The sequence below is a fragment of the Streptomyces sp. 351MFTsu5.1 genome (assembly GCF_000383655.1).
In the GTDB taxonomy this organism is placed as follows: Bacteria; Actinomycetota; Actinomycetes; order Streptomycetales; family Streptomycetaceae; genus Streptomyces; species Streptomyces griseorubiginosus.
Window position 1 is genome coordinate 486001 of sequence record NZ_KB911778.1, and the last position, 12301, is coordinate 498301.

The 12301-nt window shown below is 72.0% G+C and carries 13 protein-coding genes; 5 read left to right on the plus strand and 8 right to left on the minus strand.

What is annotated here, in order from left to right; translation table 11 throughout:
• Positions 1-23: 23 nt before the first annotated feature.
• A complete protein-coding gene (locus H295_RS0111800; protein WP_020135568.1) occupies positions 24-1487 on the plus strand; it encodes a hypothetical protein in 1464 nt (487 codons plus the stop codon).
• A gap of 31 nt (positions 1488-1518) precedes the next feature.
• On the opposite strand, the gene H295_RS0111805 is transcribed toward H295_RS0111800, so the two are convergent.
• On the minus strand, positions 1519-2406 hold the full coding sequence (locus H295_RS0111805) for a shikimate dehydrogenase (protein ID WP_020135569.1): 888 nt from the start codon (positions 2404-2406) through the stop codon (positions 1519-1521).
• 142 nt (positions 2407-2548) lie between these two features.
• Here H295_RS0111805 and H295_RS0111810 point away from each other — a divergent pair, with 142 nt between their 5' ends.
• Positions 2549-3214: a TetR/AcrR family transcriptional regulator gene (locus H295_RS0111810; RefSeq protein WP_020135570.1), complete on the plus strand. Its 666-nt coding sequence runs from the start codon at positions 2549-2551 to the stop codon at positions 3212-3214.
• A 125-nt stretch (positions 3215-3339) separates the two neighbouring features.
• Positions 3340-4680 (plus strand): MFS transporter, encoded by a 1341-nt coding sequence (locus H295_RS0111815; RefSeq protein ID WP_020135571.1) that lies wholly within the window; start codon positions 3340-3342, stop codon positions 4678-4680.
• A gap of 76 nt (positions 4681-4756) precedes the next feature.
• Here H295_RS0111815 and H295_RS0111820 read toward each other — a convergent pair whose 3' ends face one another.
• Together H295_RS0111820 and H295_RS0111825 are read right to left on the minus strand one after the other, a co-directional pair.
• A complete protein-coding gene (locus H295_RS0111820; RefSeq protein ID WP_020135572.1) occupies positions 4757-5167 on the minus strand; it encodes a VOC family protein in 411 nt (136 codons plus the stop codon).
• A gap of 221 nt (positions 5168-5388) precedes the next feature.
• On the minus strand, positions 5389-5838 hold the full coding sequence (locus H295_RS0111825; RefSeq protein ID WP_020135573.1) for a PPOX class F420-dependent oxidoreductase: 450 nt from the start codon (positions 5836-5838) through the stop codon (positions 5389-5391).
• Between the two features lie 157 nt (positions 5839-5995).
• Between H295_RS0111825 and H295_RS0111830 the strand changes: the two genes are divergently transcribed.
• On the plus strand, positions 5996-7222 hold the full coding sequence (locus H295_RS0111830; protein WP_020135574.1) for a serine hydrolase domain-containing protein: 1227 nt from the start codon (positions 5996-5998) through the stop codon (positions 7220-7222).
• Here H295_RS0111830 and H295_RS0111835 read toward each other — a convergent pair.
• Genes H295_RS0111835 through ribA form a run of 5 tightly spaced genes read right to left on the minus strand, consistent with a single transcriptional unit; the run spans position 7215 to position 11443 of the window.
• Complete coding sequence (locus H295_RS0111835; protein WP_020135575.1) at positions 7215-8387, minus strand: saccharopine dehydrogenase family protein; 1173 nt, start codon at positions 8385-8387, stop codon at positions 7215-7217. The two genes, H295_RS0111830 and H295_RS0111835, sit on opposite strands and share 8 nt — an antisense overlap.
• Complete coding sequence (locus H295_RS0111840) at positions 8380-9444, minus strand: saccharopine dehydrogenase (protein ID WP_020135576.1); 1065 nt, start codon at positions 9442-9444, stop codon at positions 8380-8382. The genes H295_RS0111835 and H295_RS0111840 overlap by 8 nt, the downstream gene beginning before the upstream one ends.
• Complete coding sequence (locus tag H295_RS0111845; RefSeq protein ID WP_020135577.1) at positions 9441-10574, minus strand: NAD(P)/FAD-dependent oxidoreductase; 1134 nt, start codon at positions 10572-10574, stop codon at positions 9441-9443. Before H295_RS0111845 ends, H295_RS0111840 begins: the two co-directional genes overlap by 4 nt.
• Positions 10571-10738 (minus strand): hypothetical protein, encoded by a 168-nt coding sequence (locus tag H295_RS47885; protein WP_020135578.1) that lies wholly within the window; start codon positions 10736-10738, stop codon positions 10571-10573. Before H295_RS47885 ends, H295_RS0111845 begins: the two co-directional genes overlap by 4 nt.
• Positions 10739-10783: 45 nt before the next feature.
• On the minus strand, positions 10784-11443 hold the full coding sequence (gene ribA, locus H295_RS0111855) for a GTP cyclohydrolase II (protein ID WP_028809272.1): 660 nt from the start codon (positions 11441-11443) through the stop codon (positions 10784-10786).
• Between the two features lie 38 nt (positions 11444-11481).
• On the opposite strand from ribA, the gene H295_RS45390 reads away from it, so the two are divergent.
• Positions 11482-12279, plus strand: coding sequence for a creatininase family protein (locus H295_RS45390; protein WP_078616626.1), 798 nt, complete (start codon positions 11482-11484; stop codon positions 12277-12279).
• Positions 12280-12301: the final 22 nt, after the last annotated feature.

Below are 12301 nucleotides of genomic sequence, written 5' to 3' on the forward strand. Positions count from 1 at the left end.
CGTGCGTTGGAGAGTCACCGCTGATGGAGATCAACAACCTGACCCCGGCCGAACGGCGGGTGTGGCGCGCCTTTCCCCGGGGCGAGGCCGTGGACTTCCGGGCGGCGGACGACGAGGACGTGGCGGGCGGTGCCGACTGGGGCCCCGAACGCACCGTGCGCGCCTCCGTGTTGCGGTTCCTGATGCTCAACGGGCCGCAGGAGGACGGGGAGATACCCGCTCTGAAGCTGGCGGGCGCCCGGATCACCGGTGTGCTCGCCCTCCAGTACGGGACGGTCGGCCACGCCGTACGCCTCAGCCACTGCCACTTCGACGACGTACCGCTGCTCTACGGCTGCCGGCTGCGCCAGTTGAACCTCAGCAACTCCGTGCTGCCCGGCCTGACCGCCGCCACCCTGCACGTCGAGGCGGTGCTGCGGCTGACGGACTGCCGGGTGACAGGTCCGGTTCGGCTGGGCGGGGCGCAGATCGCCGGGGCCCTGTTCATGGACCGTGCCGAGATCGTCGCGGACGGCGCCGGGGAGCCCGCGCTGCAGCTGAACCACATGAGCATCGGCGACGACCTGTGGGCGCCGGGTCTGCGCTGCCACGGCGAGGTACGGCTCAACGGCACGTCCGTGGCCGGTTCCGTCAACCTCAACGACGCCCGGCTCAGCAACCCGGGCGACCTCGTGCTCGACGCCCAGACCCTGAGCGTCGAGGGCGACGTCCATCTGCGCCGGGTGCACACCTTCGGCTGGATCGGCCTGCGGGGCGCCCGGATCGCGGGCCGCCTCGACTTCTCCTACGCGCACCTGTCGAACCCCGGTGACGCGGCGCTCAGGGCGAGCAGCAGCACCATCGGGGAGCTGTGGATCCGCAAGGGCCCCGCCATGGAAGGCGCCCTCACCCTGCGCCGCGCACAGATCGACGAGCTGTTCCTGGAGCCGGAGTCGGTGCCGGACGAGGTGCAGTTCAACGGGCTCGTCTACACCTCGCTGACCCCGCAGGAACCGCCCGCGCGCCGGCTGCCGATGCTGGAGCGGGACCGTGAGGGCTATGTCCCGCACGCCTACGAGCAGTTGACCGCCGCGTACCGCAGGATCGGGGACGACTACGCGGCCCGGCAGGTCCAGCTCGCCAAGCAGCGGCGCCGCCGCGCCACCCTTCCCTGGTACGGGCGGCTGTGGGGTCACGTCCAGGACGCGGCCGTCGGCTACGGCTTCCATCCGCTGCGCGCCGGTGTCTGGCTGGTCTCCCTGCTCGCGGTCGGCACGATCGCCTACGGCCTGCACCACCCGCCGCCGCTCAAGGCGGACGAGGCCCCGCGCTTCAACGCGCTGTTCTTCACCCTCGACCTGCTGCTGCCGGTGATCTCCTTCGGCCAGGAGGGCGCCTTCGCGCCTCGCGGCGGGTACCAGTGGCTGTCGTACGCCCTCGTCATCGCGGGCTGGATCCTCGCGACCACGGTCTTCGCGGGGGTCACCCGTACCGTCAACCGGCAGTGAACGGGCGGAGGTTGCGGAGGCGGCCCTGATGTCAGCGCGCGGTCTGTCCGGGTGCGGCGACCTCGCCCGCCAGCTCCGCGATGTCCGCGAGCATCCGTGCCGAGTCCGGCTCGCGGCCCGTGAACAGCCGGAACGCGTCCGCCGCCTGGAAGACCGCCATGCCGCCGCCGTCGAGCGTGGCGCAGCCCAACGCGCGGGCGGTGCGCAGCAGTTCGGTCTCCAGTGGGCGGTAGACCACCTCGGCGACCCACAGCTGGGGGCGGAGCAGGTCGGCCGGGAAGGGCAGTCCCGGGTGGGCGGCCATGCCGGTGGGGGTGGCGTGCACCACGCCGTCGGCCCCGGCGAGCAGTGCGGGCAGCCGCTCCGGGCCGGCCGCGGCCGCGCGTCCCTCGCCGAAGTGCCGGTTCAGGGCGTCCGCGAGAGCGGCGGCCCGGTCGGCGAGCGCGTCCACGACGGTGACCCGCTCGGCGCCCAGGGTCAACGCGGCGTGCGCGACGGCCGCACCCGCGCCGCCGGCGCCCAGCTGCACGACCCGCTCCAGGGGCACGTCGGGCAGCCCGCGCGCGAAGGAGGCCGCGAAACCGGTGACGTCGGTGTTGTGGCCGGTGGCCCGGCCGTCCTCGAAGACGACGGTGTTGACCGCGCCGAGCGCCTCGGCCTGCGGGGCGAGCGCGTCGAGGTGCCCGATGACCAGCTGCTTGCAGGGGTGGGTGATGTTCAGCCCGTCGAAGCCCAGGTCACGGGCGGCCCGTACCAGGTCGCCGACCGCCTCGGGGGGTACGCCGAGGGCGTCGATGTCGATGAGCCGGTACAGATAGCGCAGGCCCTGCCGGTCCGCCTCCCGCTCGTGCAGCGCCGGGCTCAGCGAGGGCCCGACACCCGCGCCGATCAGTCCGACGAGAAACGAGTCCTTGGCCACGCGGACCTCCTGAGCTGATCGGTGAATCGTCATTAATGTACGAACCAGTACGTTAGCTATATCAGCCGGACCGCCGCCGGGGAAGGGTTCGCCCGCGCCTTCTAGAATCTGCGGCACCGGCCGCACTTCCCGAAGGGACCCGATGACCAGCGTCGACGAACCGGCACGACCGCACGGACGGATCCGCGACGCGGCCCGCACCCGGTCCGAGATCCTGGACGTGGCCACCCAGGAGTTCGCGCGGGCCGGCTACGACGGCGCCCGGGTCGACGAGATCGCCGCGCGCACCCGCACCACCAAGCGGATGATCTACTACTACTTCGGCGGCAAGGAGCAGCTGTTCACGGCCGTCCTGGAGCGGGCCTACGGCGTGATCCGCGAGGCCGAACAGGAACTGGACGTCGAGCACCTGGACCCGGTCGCGGCGATCCGGCGCCTCGCCGAGGTGACCTTCGACCACCACGAGCAGCACCCCGACTTCATCCGCCTGGTCAGCATCGAGAACATCCACGGGGCCGAGCACATCGCCGCCTCCGAGAAGCTCGGCCGCATCGGCTCCCCGGCGCTCGACGTGATCCGCCGCATCCTGGCCTCGGGACAGGAGTCCGGGCTGTTCACCGCCGACGTGGACGCGGTGGACCTGCACGCGATGATCAGCTCGTTCTGCTTCTTCCGGGTGGCCAACCGGCACACCTTCGGGGCGCTGTTCGGCCGCGACCTGGTGGCGCCGGAGCAGCGCGAGCACTACCGCGCGATGCTCGGGGACATGGTGATCGCGTACCTGACCGCGGACCGCGCCGGGGACTGAATCCCTCCGTCCCGGACCCTTGACACGCGGGAAACGCGGGCGCACCATCCTCGGCAACCGCTACTAACTACCCAGTGGGTTAATTAACTGGGTAGCTCCCGGAGTCCCCCCGAAGGAGCACCGCCGTGTCCGTCCCCGCCGACGCCGTCGGGCAACCGAAAAAGGCCGCCACCGCCGCCTGGATCGGCAGCGCCCTGGAGTACTACGACTTCTTCATCTACGGCAGCGCCGCCGCCCTGATCTTCCCCAAGGTGTTCTTCGACGAGTCCGACCCGGCCACCGCGACCCTGCTGTCCCTGGCCACGTTCGGGGTCGCCTACGCGGCCCGGCCGGTCGGGGCGCTCTTCATGGGGCACTTCGGCGACCGGGTCGGCCGCAAGAAGATCATGGTCTTCACGCTGATCCTGATGGGCCTGTCGACCTTCCTCATCGGCTGTCTGCCCACCCGCCACCAGGTGGGCACCCTCGCCCCGGTCCTGCTGGTGCTGTGCCGGGTCCTCCAGGGCATCTCGGCGGCCGGCGAGCAGGCCAGCGCCAACTCCATGAGCCTGGAACACGCGCCGGCGCACCGGCGGGGCTTCTTCACCAGCTTCACGCTCAGCGGCACCCAGGGCGGACAGCTGCTCGCCACGCTGGTCTTCCTGCCGGTCGCCGCGCTGCCCGAGGACCAACTGCTGTCCTGGGGCTGGCGGGTGCCGTTCTGGCTGAGCGTCGGGGTCGCCGTGGCCGGCTTCGTGATCCGCCGCAAGCTGGCCGAGACCCCTGCGTTCGAGCGGCAGGCCGCCTCCGCGGGGGTCGTGAAGCTGCCGCTGGCGGTGCTGCTGCGGGAGCACTGGGCGGACGTGCTGCGGGTGATCGGCGGCGCGGTCATCGCCTCGGTGTCCACGATCTTCACGGTGTGGGCGCTGGCGTACGCGACGAGCGACGCGGTCGGGATGAGCCGTTCCTCGATGCTGTGGGTGGGCGCGCTGGCCAACCTGGTCGCGCTCGCCGCGATCCCCCTGTGGGCCACGCTCTCGGACCGCATCGGCCGACGCCCGGTCTTCCTGATCGGCGCGGTGGGCAGCGCGGTGATGATGTTCCTGTACCTGTGGGCGGTCTCCACGGGCACCTACCCGCTCATCCTGCTGCTCGGCATCGTCACGTTCGGTGTCGTCTACAGCGCGGCGAACGGGGTGTGGCCGTCCTTCTACGGGGAGATGTTCTCCACCCGGGTCCGGCTGTCCGGGATGGCGATCGGCACGCAGATCGGCTTCGCCGTGGCCGGGTTCGCGGTGACCTTCGCGGCGCAGATCGCGGGGCCCGACGGGACGGACTGGTCGTCGGTGGCCCTGTTCACGGCGGCCCTGTGCGTCCCCCCGGTGATCGCCGCCCTGACCGCCCGCGAGACCCACAAGGTCCCCACGGAGGACCTCGGCACCCGCACCCCCGGCGAGGTCCCACGGCCGGAGAGGGTCACGGCCTGACCCGACGCGGACATCCCCCGGGCCCCCGGACGCCGTCACGGCTCCGGGGGCCCGGCCGCGCTCCCCGCGTCGCTTCCTACGCGTTGCTCCAGCCCCGGGTGCACAGCACGAGGCGGTACCCGTCCGGGTCCTCGACGGTGACGCCCCACTCGTTCCAGTACGGGTTCGGCGAGGGCACCCGCTTCCCGCCGTGCGTCTCCAGGCGGGCCACCAGGTCGTCCGGTACCGGCCCGTCGACGTAGACGACCAGGAGGTCCTCCTCGGTGGGCCGGGGTTCGACGGGCCGGCTCTGTTCCCGGACGAGTTCCAGGTGCCAGCCGGCGTCCGGCCAGCCGAGCATCAGCAGGTCGTGCTCGCCGGGTTCGGGACCGCCCTCCGCGCGCCAGACGACCCCCAGCCCGAGCCCCTCGACCCAGAACCGCTCGGCGGCCGCGAGGTCCCGGGAGGGACGGGCGATCCGGATGTGACTGCGGCCGTTCACGGGCATGGTGACCTCTTCACGCGATGTCGGTGTGCCGCTCAGCGTAGGCAGCCGACCCCGCCCGGCACATCGGCCGTCGGCCCTGCGCCCCGGGTCGTAGGACCGCCCACGGCTTGCGGCGAGTCGGTCCGCAGGGGGCCCGGTGTCTGCGCAGGCCCCGTGTCTCCGCAGGACCGCGTCGGCGTCGCAGGCCGCCCCGTCCCGGCGCCGGCCCCCGGCCCCGGCCCTCAGCCCTCGTCGCCCCTGGCCGGGATGCCGTACGCGCGCTCCACCCGCAGGCGCAGCACCAGGCGTCCGTCGCGGACCATCGCCGCGCGGTAGTCGTCCCAGTCCGGATGCTCGCCCTGGACGTCGCGGTACAGGCGGATCAGTTCCTCGACCGTGTCGTCGTGGGGGTCCTTCGCCACCGGGATGAGGTCGGCGGTGCCCTCGGCGACCGTGTAGGCCCAGCGGTCCGGAGTCGTCACGTGGTAGGAGGCGCGGGGGTCCCGGCGCAGGTTGCGGGTCTTGGCACGGTCGTCCGTGAGGGAGATCCGGATGACGCGCTCGTCGGGATAGTAGGCGTGGGTGACGTTCGACAGCTGGGGGCGGCCGTCGCGCTTGAGCGTGGTCAGTACCCCGCCGTGGCCCTGGGAGAGCAGCCGGAGCAGTGCGTCCTGCGTCGCGTCCTGAGTCATATCCCGGTCAACCGGACCGCCCGCGCCCCGCATTCCCGTTCCGGCCGTTCCCGGCCGACCCGCGGCCGGTCGCGGTTTCCTGAGCGACGATGATGTCTGAGGGCGGTCCGGAGCGGGTATCCGGTCCGCGCCTCGACGGACGTGACGGAGGAGAACGATGGCACAGCTGCGGCAAGAGGTCGATCCGGGTGAGGTGGGGCTGGACGAGAAGGTCCTCGACCGCCTCGACCAGCACCTGGCGCACTACGTCGACGAGGGCCGGATGCCCGGCTTCCTGGTCTGCGTCTCCCGCGGTGGCCGCGTCGCGCACCTCACCGTCCACGGCCGGCGCGACCTCGCGGCCGGACTGCCCGTCGAGACCGACACGCTGTGGCGGATCTACTCGATGACCAAGCCGGTCACCGCGGTCGCGGCCCTGCTGCTGGTGGAGGAGGGGCGGCTGTCCCTGGACGACCCGGTCGCCGACCACCTCCCGGAGTTCGCCGAACCGCGCGTGTACGTGGATGGGGCCGGTGACACCCTCACGACCCGCCCGGCCGACGGTCCGATACGGATCCGGCACCTGATGACCCACACCGCGGGCCTGACCTTCGCGTTCTACCACTCCCACCCGGTCGACGCGCTCTACCGCGAGGCCGGTCTGGACTCGTCGGTGCTGCCCGGCTCGACCCTCGCCGAGACGGTCGCCGTGTACGCGGGCCTGCCGCTCCAGTTCGAGCCGGGCACGCAGTGGAACTACTCGGTCGCCTCCAATGTGCTGGGCCGGGTCATCGAGATCGTCTCCGGGACCACGCTCGACGCCTTCTTCGCCGAACGTGTCTTCGGCCCCCTCGGGATGACCGACGCCGGTTTCTGGGTGAGCGAGCAACAGACGCACAGACTCTCGGAGTTGTACGGCGAGAAGGACGACGGCACGATCGAGCCGGTGCCCGGGCTGCCGCTGCGGGGACGCCCCCGGCTGCTGTCCGGCAGCGGCGGACTGGCGGCCTCGGCCCACGACGTGCACCGTTTCGCGGAGATGCTGCGCCGCCGGGGCGAACTGGACGGCACCCGGCTGCTGTCCGCCGAGACGGTCGACCTGATGACCTCCAACCACCTTCCGGGCGGCGCCGACCTGCGCGCGTTCGGCACGAAGCCCGCCCATGACGAGCCCGGCAACGACGGCCTCGGATTCGGTCTCGGCGTCTCCGTGGTGGTCGACCCCGCCCGCACCGTCGCCCCCGCGGGCCTCGGCACGTTCGGCTGGAGCGGGGCCGCGTCCACGACCTTCTGGGTCGATCCGGTCCGCGATCTGAGCGTGCAGTTCTACACCCAGGTACGGCCGAAGACGCTGAAGGTCTTCCCCGACCTGAAGCGTCTGGTCCACGAGGCGGTCGTCAACTAGCCCCGTCGCCCTCCTGGTCCACCCGCAGCGTGAAGTGCAGGCCCGCCCGGGACAGTTCGCCCAGCCACTGCCGCGAGCGGGCGGCCGTCTCGGCGGCGCGGTTCAGGCCCGCCGGCAGGGTGCCGTCGAGGATGTGGCCGATGCCCAGGGCGAGGGTGCGGGAGACGCAGCGCGCCATCGCGCTGTCGTCCTCGTCGCCCACCGTGTCCAGGAGGTACCCGCCGGACCAGGTGCGGCCGTCCTGCGCACGCACGTCGAGGGAGACCACGAGGACGACCCGGTCGCGGTCGGCGTCCGTGGTGGGATACCTGGCCGCCAACTCCTGGGCCAGGGCCGCGATCCGGGCGTCGTCGCCGGTCCGCAGCTCCTCGAAGACGGGTTCCCAGGCACGCAGCCAGCCGTCGAGGCGCAGGGTGCCGCGCACGAAGGTCCGCGGGGTCCACGCGGCCGGCAGCCCGTACTGCTCGACGAAGGGCACGCTGTCGCGGTTGGGGTAGACCTCGAAGGTCTCACCGTCCACGACGTGGCGCCGGGTCGCCTCCCAGGGCCGCTCGACGGTGACGGGGGTGCCGTCGTCGAGGTGACGGGCGGGCGAGCGCAGGGCGTTGAGGACACCGAGCGGGGCCCAGCTGAAGCGGTACCTGAAGTCGTTCGGGACGGCCGGGACACCGCCGCAGTAGGAGGTGAGGGCGTACGACGCCGGTGTCGTGCCGCCGATCGCCGCGCGGGCCCTGGCCACGAGGTCGTGCGCGAAGAGGTGGTCGATCCCGGGGTCGAGTCCGGCCTCGGTGAGGACGACGACGCCGGCCTTCTCCGCCTCCGGGACGCGTTCGAGGAGGGCGTCGGACACATAGCTGGAGCAGGCGAAGTGGGCCCGCTCGCGGACACAGGCGGCGAGGAGGCCGGAGTGCTCGGACGCGGGGAGCATCGACACCACGACGTCCCCGGGCGCCAGTTCGGCGGTGAGCGCGGCCAAGGTGTAGGCGCGGGGCACGGCCCGGCCGTTGAGCCGCAGTCCTTCGAGGGCCTGTTCGGCCCGTTCCTCGGTGCGGTGCCACAGCAGCACGCGGTCGGCGGTGTCGCACAGTGCGGCCAGACCGCTGCCGGTGGAGAGTCCGGCGCCGATCCAGTGGACGGTGCCGGTGGCGGGAACCGGGTCAGACACTGAGGGATCCTCCTTCCGTGATGCCGAGTTCACGGCACGCCTGACGGAACCGCTCCAGACAGCGCCCCCAGGGCCCACCGGTGCCGAACTCCAGCAGCAGGGGCAGCAGCGAGCCGGAGAAGCCGGTGCTGGACTCCTCCGGGAGCAGGGACGGCAGGTTGTCGATGGCGATGAGGTCGAGCGGGGGCTCCTTGTGGAGCCGGCGGACCGGTTCGGTCCACTCGGTGACGCGGTCGTAGACCGGCAGGACGTTCAGCGGGGAGCCGACGTCGCAGGTGACGTCGGAGAGGGTGCGCAGTCTGCGCGCCGGGTCGTCCAGGTCCTCCTCGCGGACGAAGGGCGGGACGGGGCTGGTGGCGAGGACGCAGTTCACCAGGAGGTCGTGGGCGAGCAGGGCGGGCCGGTCCAGGTTCCTCGTCTCCTCGAGGTCCCAGCAGGTCGGGTCGAGTCCGGCGGCCCCCAGCGCGACGCGCGCGCCCCGGCCGCTGCGGCCCAGGGCGCCGACCACCAGCGCCGTGAACTCCTCGTCCCCGGCGACCGGCCGCAGGACTTCCTCCAGCTCCTCCTGCGAGGTCGGCGTGAGGGGCGCGGTCAGCCTGCCCCGGTGCTGGAGGACGGCCAGAGCGGCGCCCAGGTAACCGGCCCAGTAGCCGAACGCGGCGAGTCTGCGGCCCTGGTCGTCGACCAGGTACTCCAGGTCGAGGAGTGCCCCGCCCCCGGCGGCGAACCGGCGCAGCAGTTCGGGGGCGCCGGGCTGCTGCTTGTAGGCGTGTCCGAAGTAGACATGACGGTGGGTCAGGGCGGCGGGTTCGTCGGGGAGTTCCTTCAGGCCGACGACCACCGCGTCCCGTGGCGCCTCGGACGCCCACGAGCCCGCGGGGGCGACCGCGCAGCCGGCCGCCTCGTACTGCTCGACGGGGAAGATCCGCTGCGGGGACTCCTCGACGGTCAGCGTCGCCCCGGCCTCGACGAGGCGCCGGGCGTCGGACGGCACGAGGGGCGTGCGCCGCTCGGTGGAACGGACCTCGTGGCGCAGCCACAGATGGAGCTCGGTCATACGCGGTTGGCCTCCGGGCGCGGGGCGTCGGCCGCGAACCGGCCGGCGCTGAGCGGGCTGATGTCCACGAAGGGTACGCGTCCCAGGTACAGGTCGCGGACGACCTCGCCGACGGCCGGTCCCTGGAGGAAGCCGTGGCCGGAGAAGCCGGTCGCGTACAGGAAGCGGGAGACCGAAGTGGCCTCGCCGATCAGGGCGTTGTGGTCGGGGGTGATCTCGTAGAGGCCGGCCCAGCCGCCGGTGCGGCGCAGGTCGAGGAGGGCGGGGGCGCGGTGGGCCATCGCCTCGGCCAGCCGCGGGATCCATCGGTCGTGCGTCGCGGTGTCGAAGCCGGGTCTCTCGTCGGGGTCGGACATGCCGAGGAGGAGGCCGGGGCCCTCGCCGTGGAAGTAGAGGCTGCTGGTGAAGTCGATGGTCATGGGCAGGTCGGGCGGGAGTCCCGGCACCGGTCCGGTGACCGCGATCTGGCGGCGCAGCGGTTGCACCGGCAGGTCGACGCCGACCATCGCGCCGAGGGCCCGCGACCAGGCTCCGGCCGCGCAGATCACCGTGTCGGTGGCGATCCGGCCCCGGGTGGTGACCACGGCCGTGATGGTGTCGCCGCGGAGTTCGATGCCGGTGACCTCGGTGTGCCGCAGGATCGTCGCGCCGTGGCGGCGGGCGTCGGCCGCGTAGCCGTGCACCACCGACTCGGGGGTGCAGTGGCCGTCCTCGGGCGAGAAGGCGGCCGCGAGCAGGCCGTCCGTGGTGATGAGCGGGGAGAGCCGCCGGGCCTCGGCCGGGTCGGTCATGCGGCTCGGGACGCCCAGCGAGTTCTGGAGCTCGACGCCCGCCTCGAAGGAGGCGACCTCCTCCGGCGTCGACAGCAGGAAGAGATAGCCGGTCCTGTGCAGCCCGATGTCCTGCCCGGTGTCCTGCTCGAAGCGCCCGAACGCCTCCAGGCTTCGGGCCCCCAGCAGGATGTTGAGCTCGTCGGAGAACTGCGCCCGCACCCCGCCGGCCGCCTTGGAGGTGGAGCCGGAGGCGAGTTCGTCCCGCTCGACGAGGACCACGTCCGGTACCCCGGCCCGGGCCAGGTGGCGGGCGATGCTCGTGCCCATGACCCCGCCGCCGACGACGACCACGCTCATCCGGACTCCCCCTGTGCGGCCCGCGCCGCGGCACGCACCACCGCCCGGGTGACGGACCCGGAGCCGAGCGCGGTGAAGGCCGCGCGCTGCGAGGCGATGGCCGCATCCGTGTCGAGCAGGCGGGTGACCTGTTCTCCGGAGAGGAAGAGGACGTCGTCGGTCATTCCCTCTTCCTGTCCGGATTTCCCGGCCCGGAATCCGTCCGGCGATCAGGACAGGTGGGCCACCGCGTCCAGATGCGGCAGGACGTGGTCCAGCCGCTCCCGCTTGGTGCGCAGATAGGTGATGTTGCTCTCGCACGGGGTGATCAGCAGGGGCACCGTCTCGGTGACCTCGATGCCGTGCCGCTCGAGGGCCTCGCGCTTGCGCGGGTTGTTGGACATCAGCCGCACCGAGTTCACGCCCAGGTCGTGGAAGATCCCGGCGGCGACGCCGTAGTCCCGGGAGTCCACGGGCAGGCCGAGCGCGAGGTTCGCCTCCACGGTGTCCAGGCCCTCCGCCTGGAGCGCCATCGCGCGCAGCTTGGCGAGCAGGCCTATCCCCCGGCCCTCGTGGCCGCGCAGGTACACGACGATCCCGCTGCCCGCCTTGACCACGGCCCGCAGCGCGGCGTCGAGCTGGTCGCCGCACTCGCAGTGCTGGGAGCCGAACGCGTCTCCGGTCAGGCACTCGGAATGCAGCCGGACGAGAACGTTCTCCGAGCCGATGTCACCGTGCACCAGGGCGACTTGTTCGTCACCCCGGTCGTGATCGAGGTAACCGACTGCCTGGAATTTCCCGTACACGGTGGGCAGCGGGGCATTCACCACGCGCTCCACACCCGTACGCTGTGGTGCCTTCTTGCCGAGTACGCCAACTTTGTCTGTCATGATCTGGTTCCTAAGCAGAGACGAAAGGCCGAGAAAAGATGAGTGGTTCGGAAATACGGTCGGCGGCGTACGGTCTGTTGCCGACGGACACTACGGAAGACGTACGGACACGAGGGGCGGGTGTCTCAACACAGGTCGCGGTCCTTCCGGTCGGAAGCTTCGAACAGCACGGTGCGTACCTTCCGCTCGCGACCGACACCCTCGTCGCCTGTGCCGTGGCGCGGCAGATCGCCGCGGCGTACCCGGTGCACCTCCTCCCCCCGGTGACGATCTCCTGCTCGCACGAGCACGCGGCCTGGCCCGGGACCGTCAGCATCTCCTCCGTCACCCTGCACGCGGTGGTACGGGACATCGCGGACTCGCTGCGCCGCTCGGGCGTCGAGGCCCTGGTGGTGGTCAACGGGCACGGCGGCAACTACGTGCTGGGAAACGTCGTCCAGGAGGCGTCCGCGCGCGGGGAGCGGACGGCGCTGTTCCCGGCGGCGGAGGACTGGGAGGCGGCCCGGCTGGACGCGGGAGTGGTCACCTCGCTGCTCACCGACATGCACGCGGGAGAAATCGAGACCTCCATTCTTCTGCACACGCACCCCGAATCGCTCCGCCCCGGTTACGAGACCTCCGATTTCATCGCGGACGACCGTCGTCATCTCCTCACCCTCGGTATGTCCGGTTACACCGATTCCGGTGTCATCGGGCGCCCTTCGCTGGGCTCCGCGGAAAAAGGGAAAGCGTTGCTTGAGAGCCTCGCGGCTTCCTTCGGAACGTATTTCTCGATGCTGACCGAATCCGGCACCGGGGCCGAATCCGGGGCCGGTACCGCGTCCGGCGCCGAGTAGGACTCCTCCGCCGGGCGCCGCA

Excerpts from the sequence above, each read along its gene's own strand:
- H295_RS0111800 (WP_020135568.1), top strand. The coding sequence starts at position 24 with ATGGAGATCAACAACCTGACCCCGGCCGAACGGCGGGTGTGGCGCGCC.
- H295_RS0111810 (WP_020135570.1), top strand. The coding sequence starts at position 2,549 with ATGACCAGCGTCGACGAACCGGCACGACCGCACGGACGGATCCGCGAC.
- H295_RS0111820 (WP_020135572.1), bottom strand. The coding sequence starts at position 5,167 with ATGCCCGTGAACGGCCGCAGTCACATCCGGATCGCCCGTCCCTCCCGG.
- H295_RS0111825 (WP_020135573.1), bottom strand. The coding sequence starts at position 5,838 with ATGACTCAGGACGCGACGCAGGACGCACTGCTCCGGCTGCTCTCCCAG.
- H295_RS0111830 (WP_020135574.1), top strand. The coding sequence starts at position 5,996 with ATGGCACAGCTGCGGCAAGAGGTCGATCCGGGTGAGGTGGGGCTGGAC.
- H295_RS0111840 (WP_020135576.1), bottom strand. The coding sequence starts at position 9,444 with ATGACCGAGCTCCATCTGTGGCTGCGCCACGAGGTCCGTTCCACCGAG.
- H295_RS0111845 (WP_020135577.1), bottom strand. The coding sequence starts at position 10,574 with ATGAGCGTGGTCGTCGTCGGCGGCGGGGTCATGGGCACGAGCATCGCC.
- H295_RS47885 (WP_020135578.1), bottom strand. The coding sequence starts at position 10,738 with ATGACCGACGACGTCCTCTTCCTCTCCGGAGAACAGGTCACCCGCCTG.
- ribA (WP_028809272.1), bottom strand. The coding sequence starts at position 11,443 with ATGACAGACAAAGTTGGCGTACTCGGCAAGAAGGCACCACAGCGTACG.
- H295_RS45390 (WP_078616626.1), top strand. The coding sequence starts at position 11,482 with ATGAGTGGTTCGGAAATACGGTCGGCGGCGTACGGTCTGTTGCCGACG.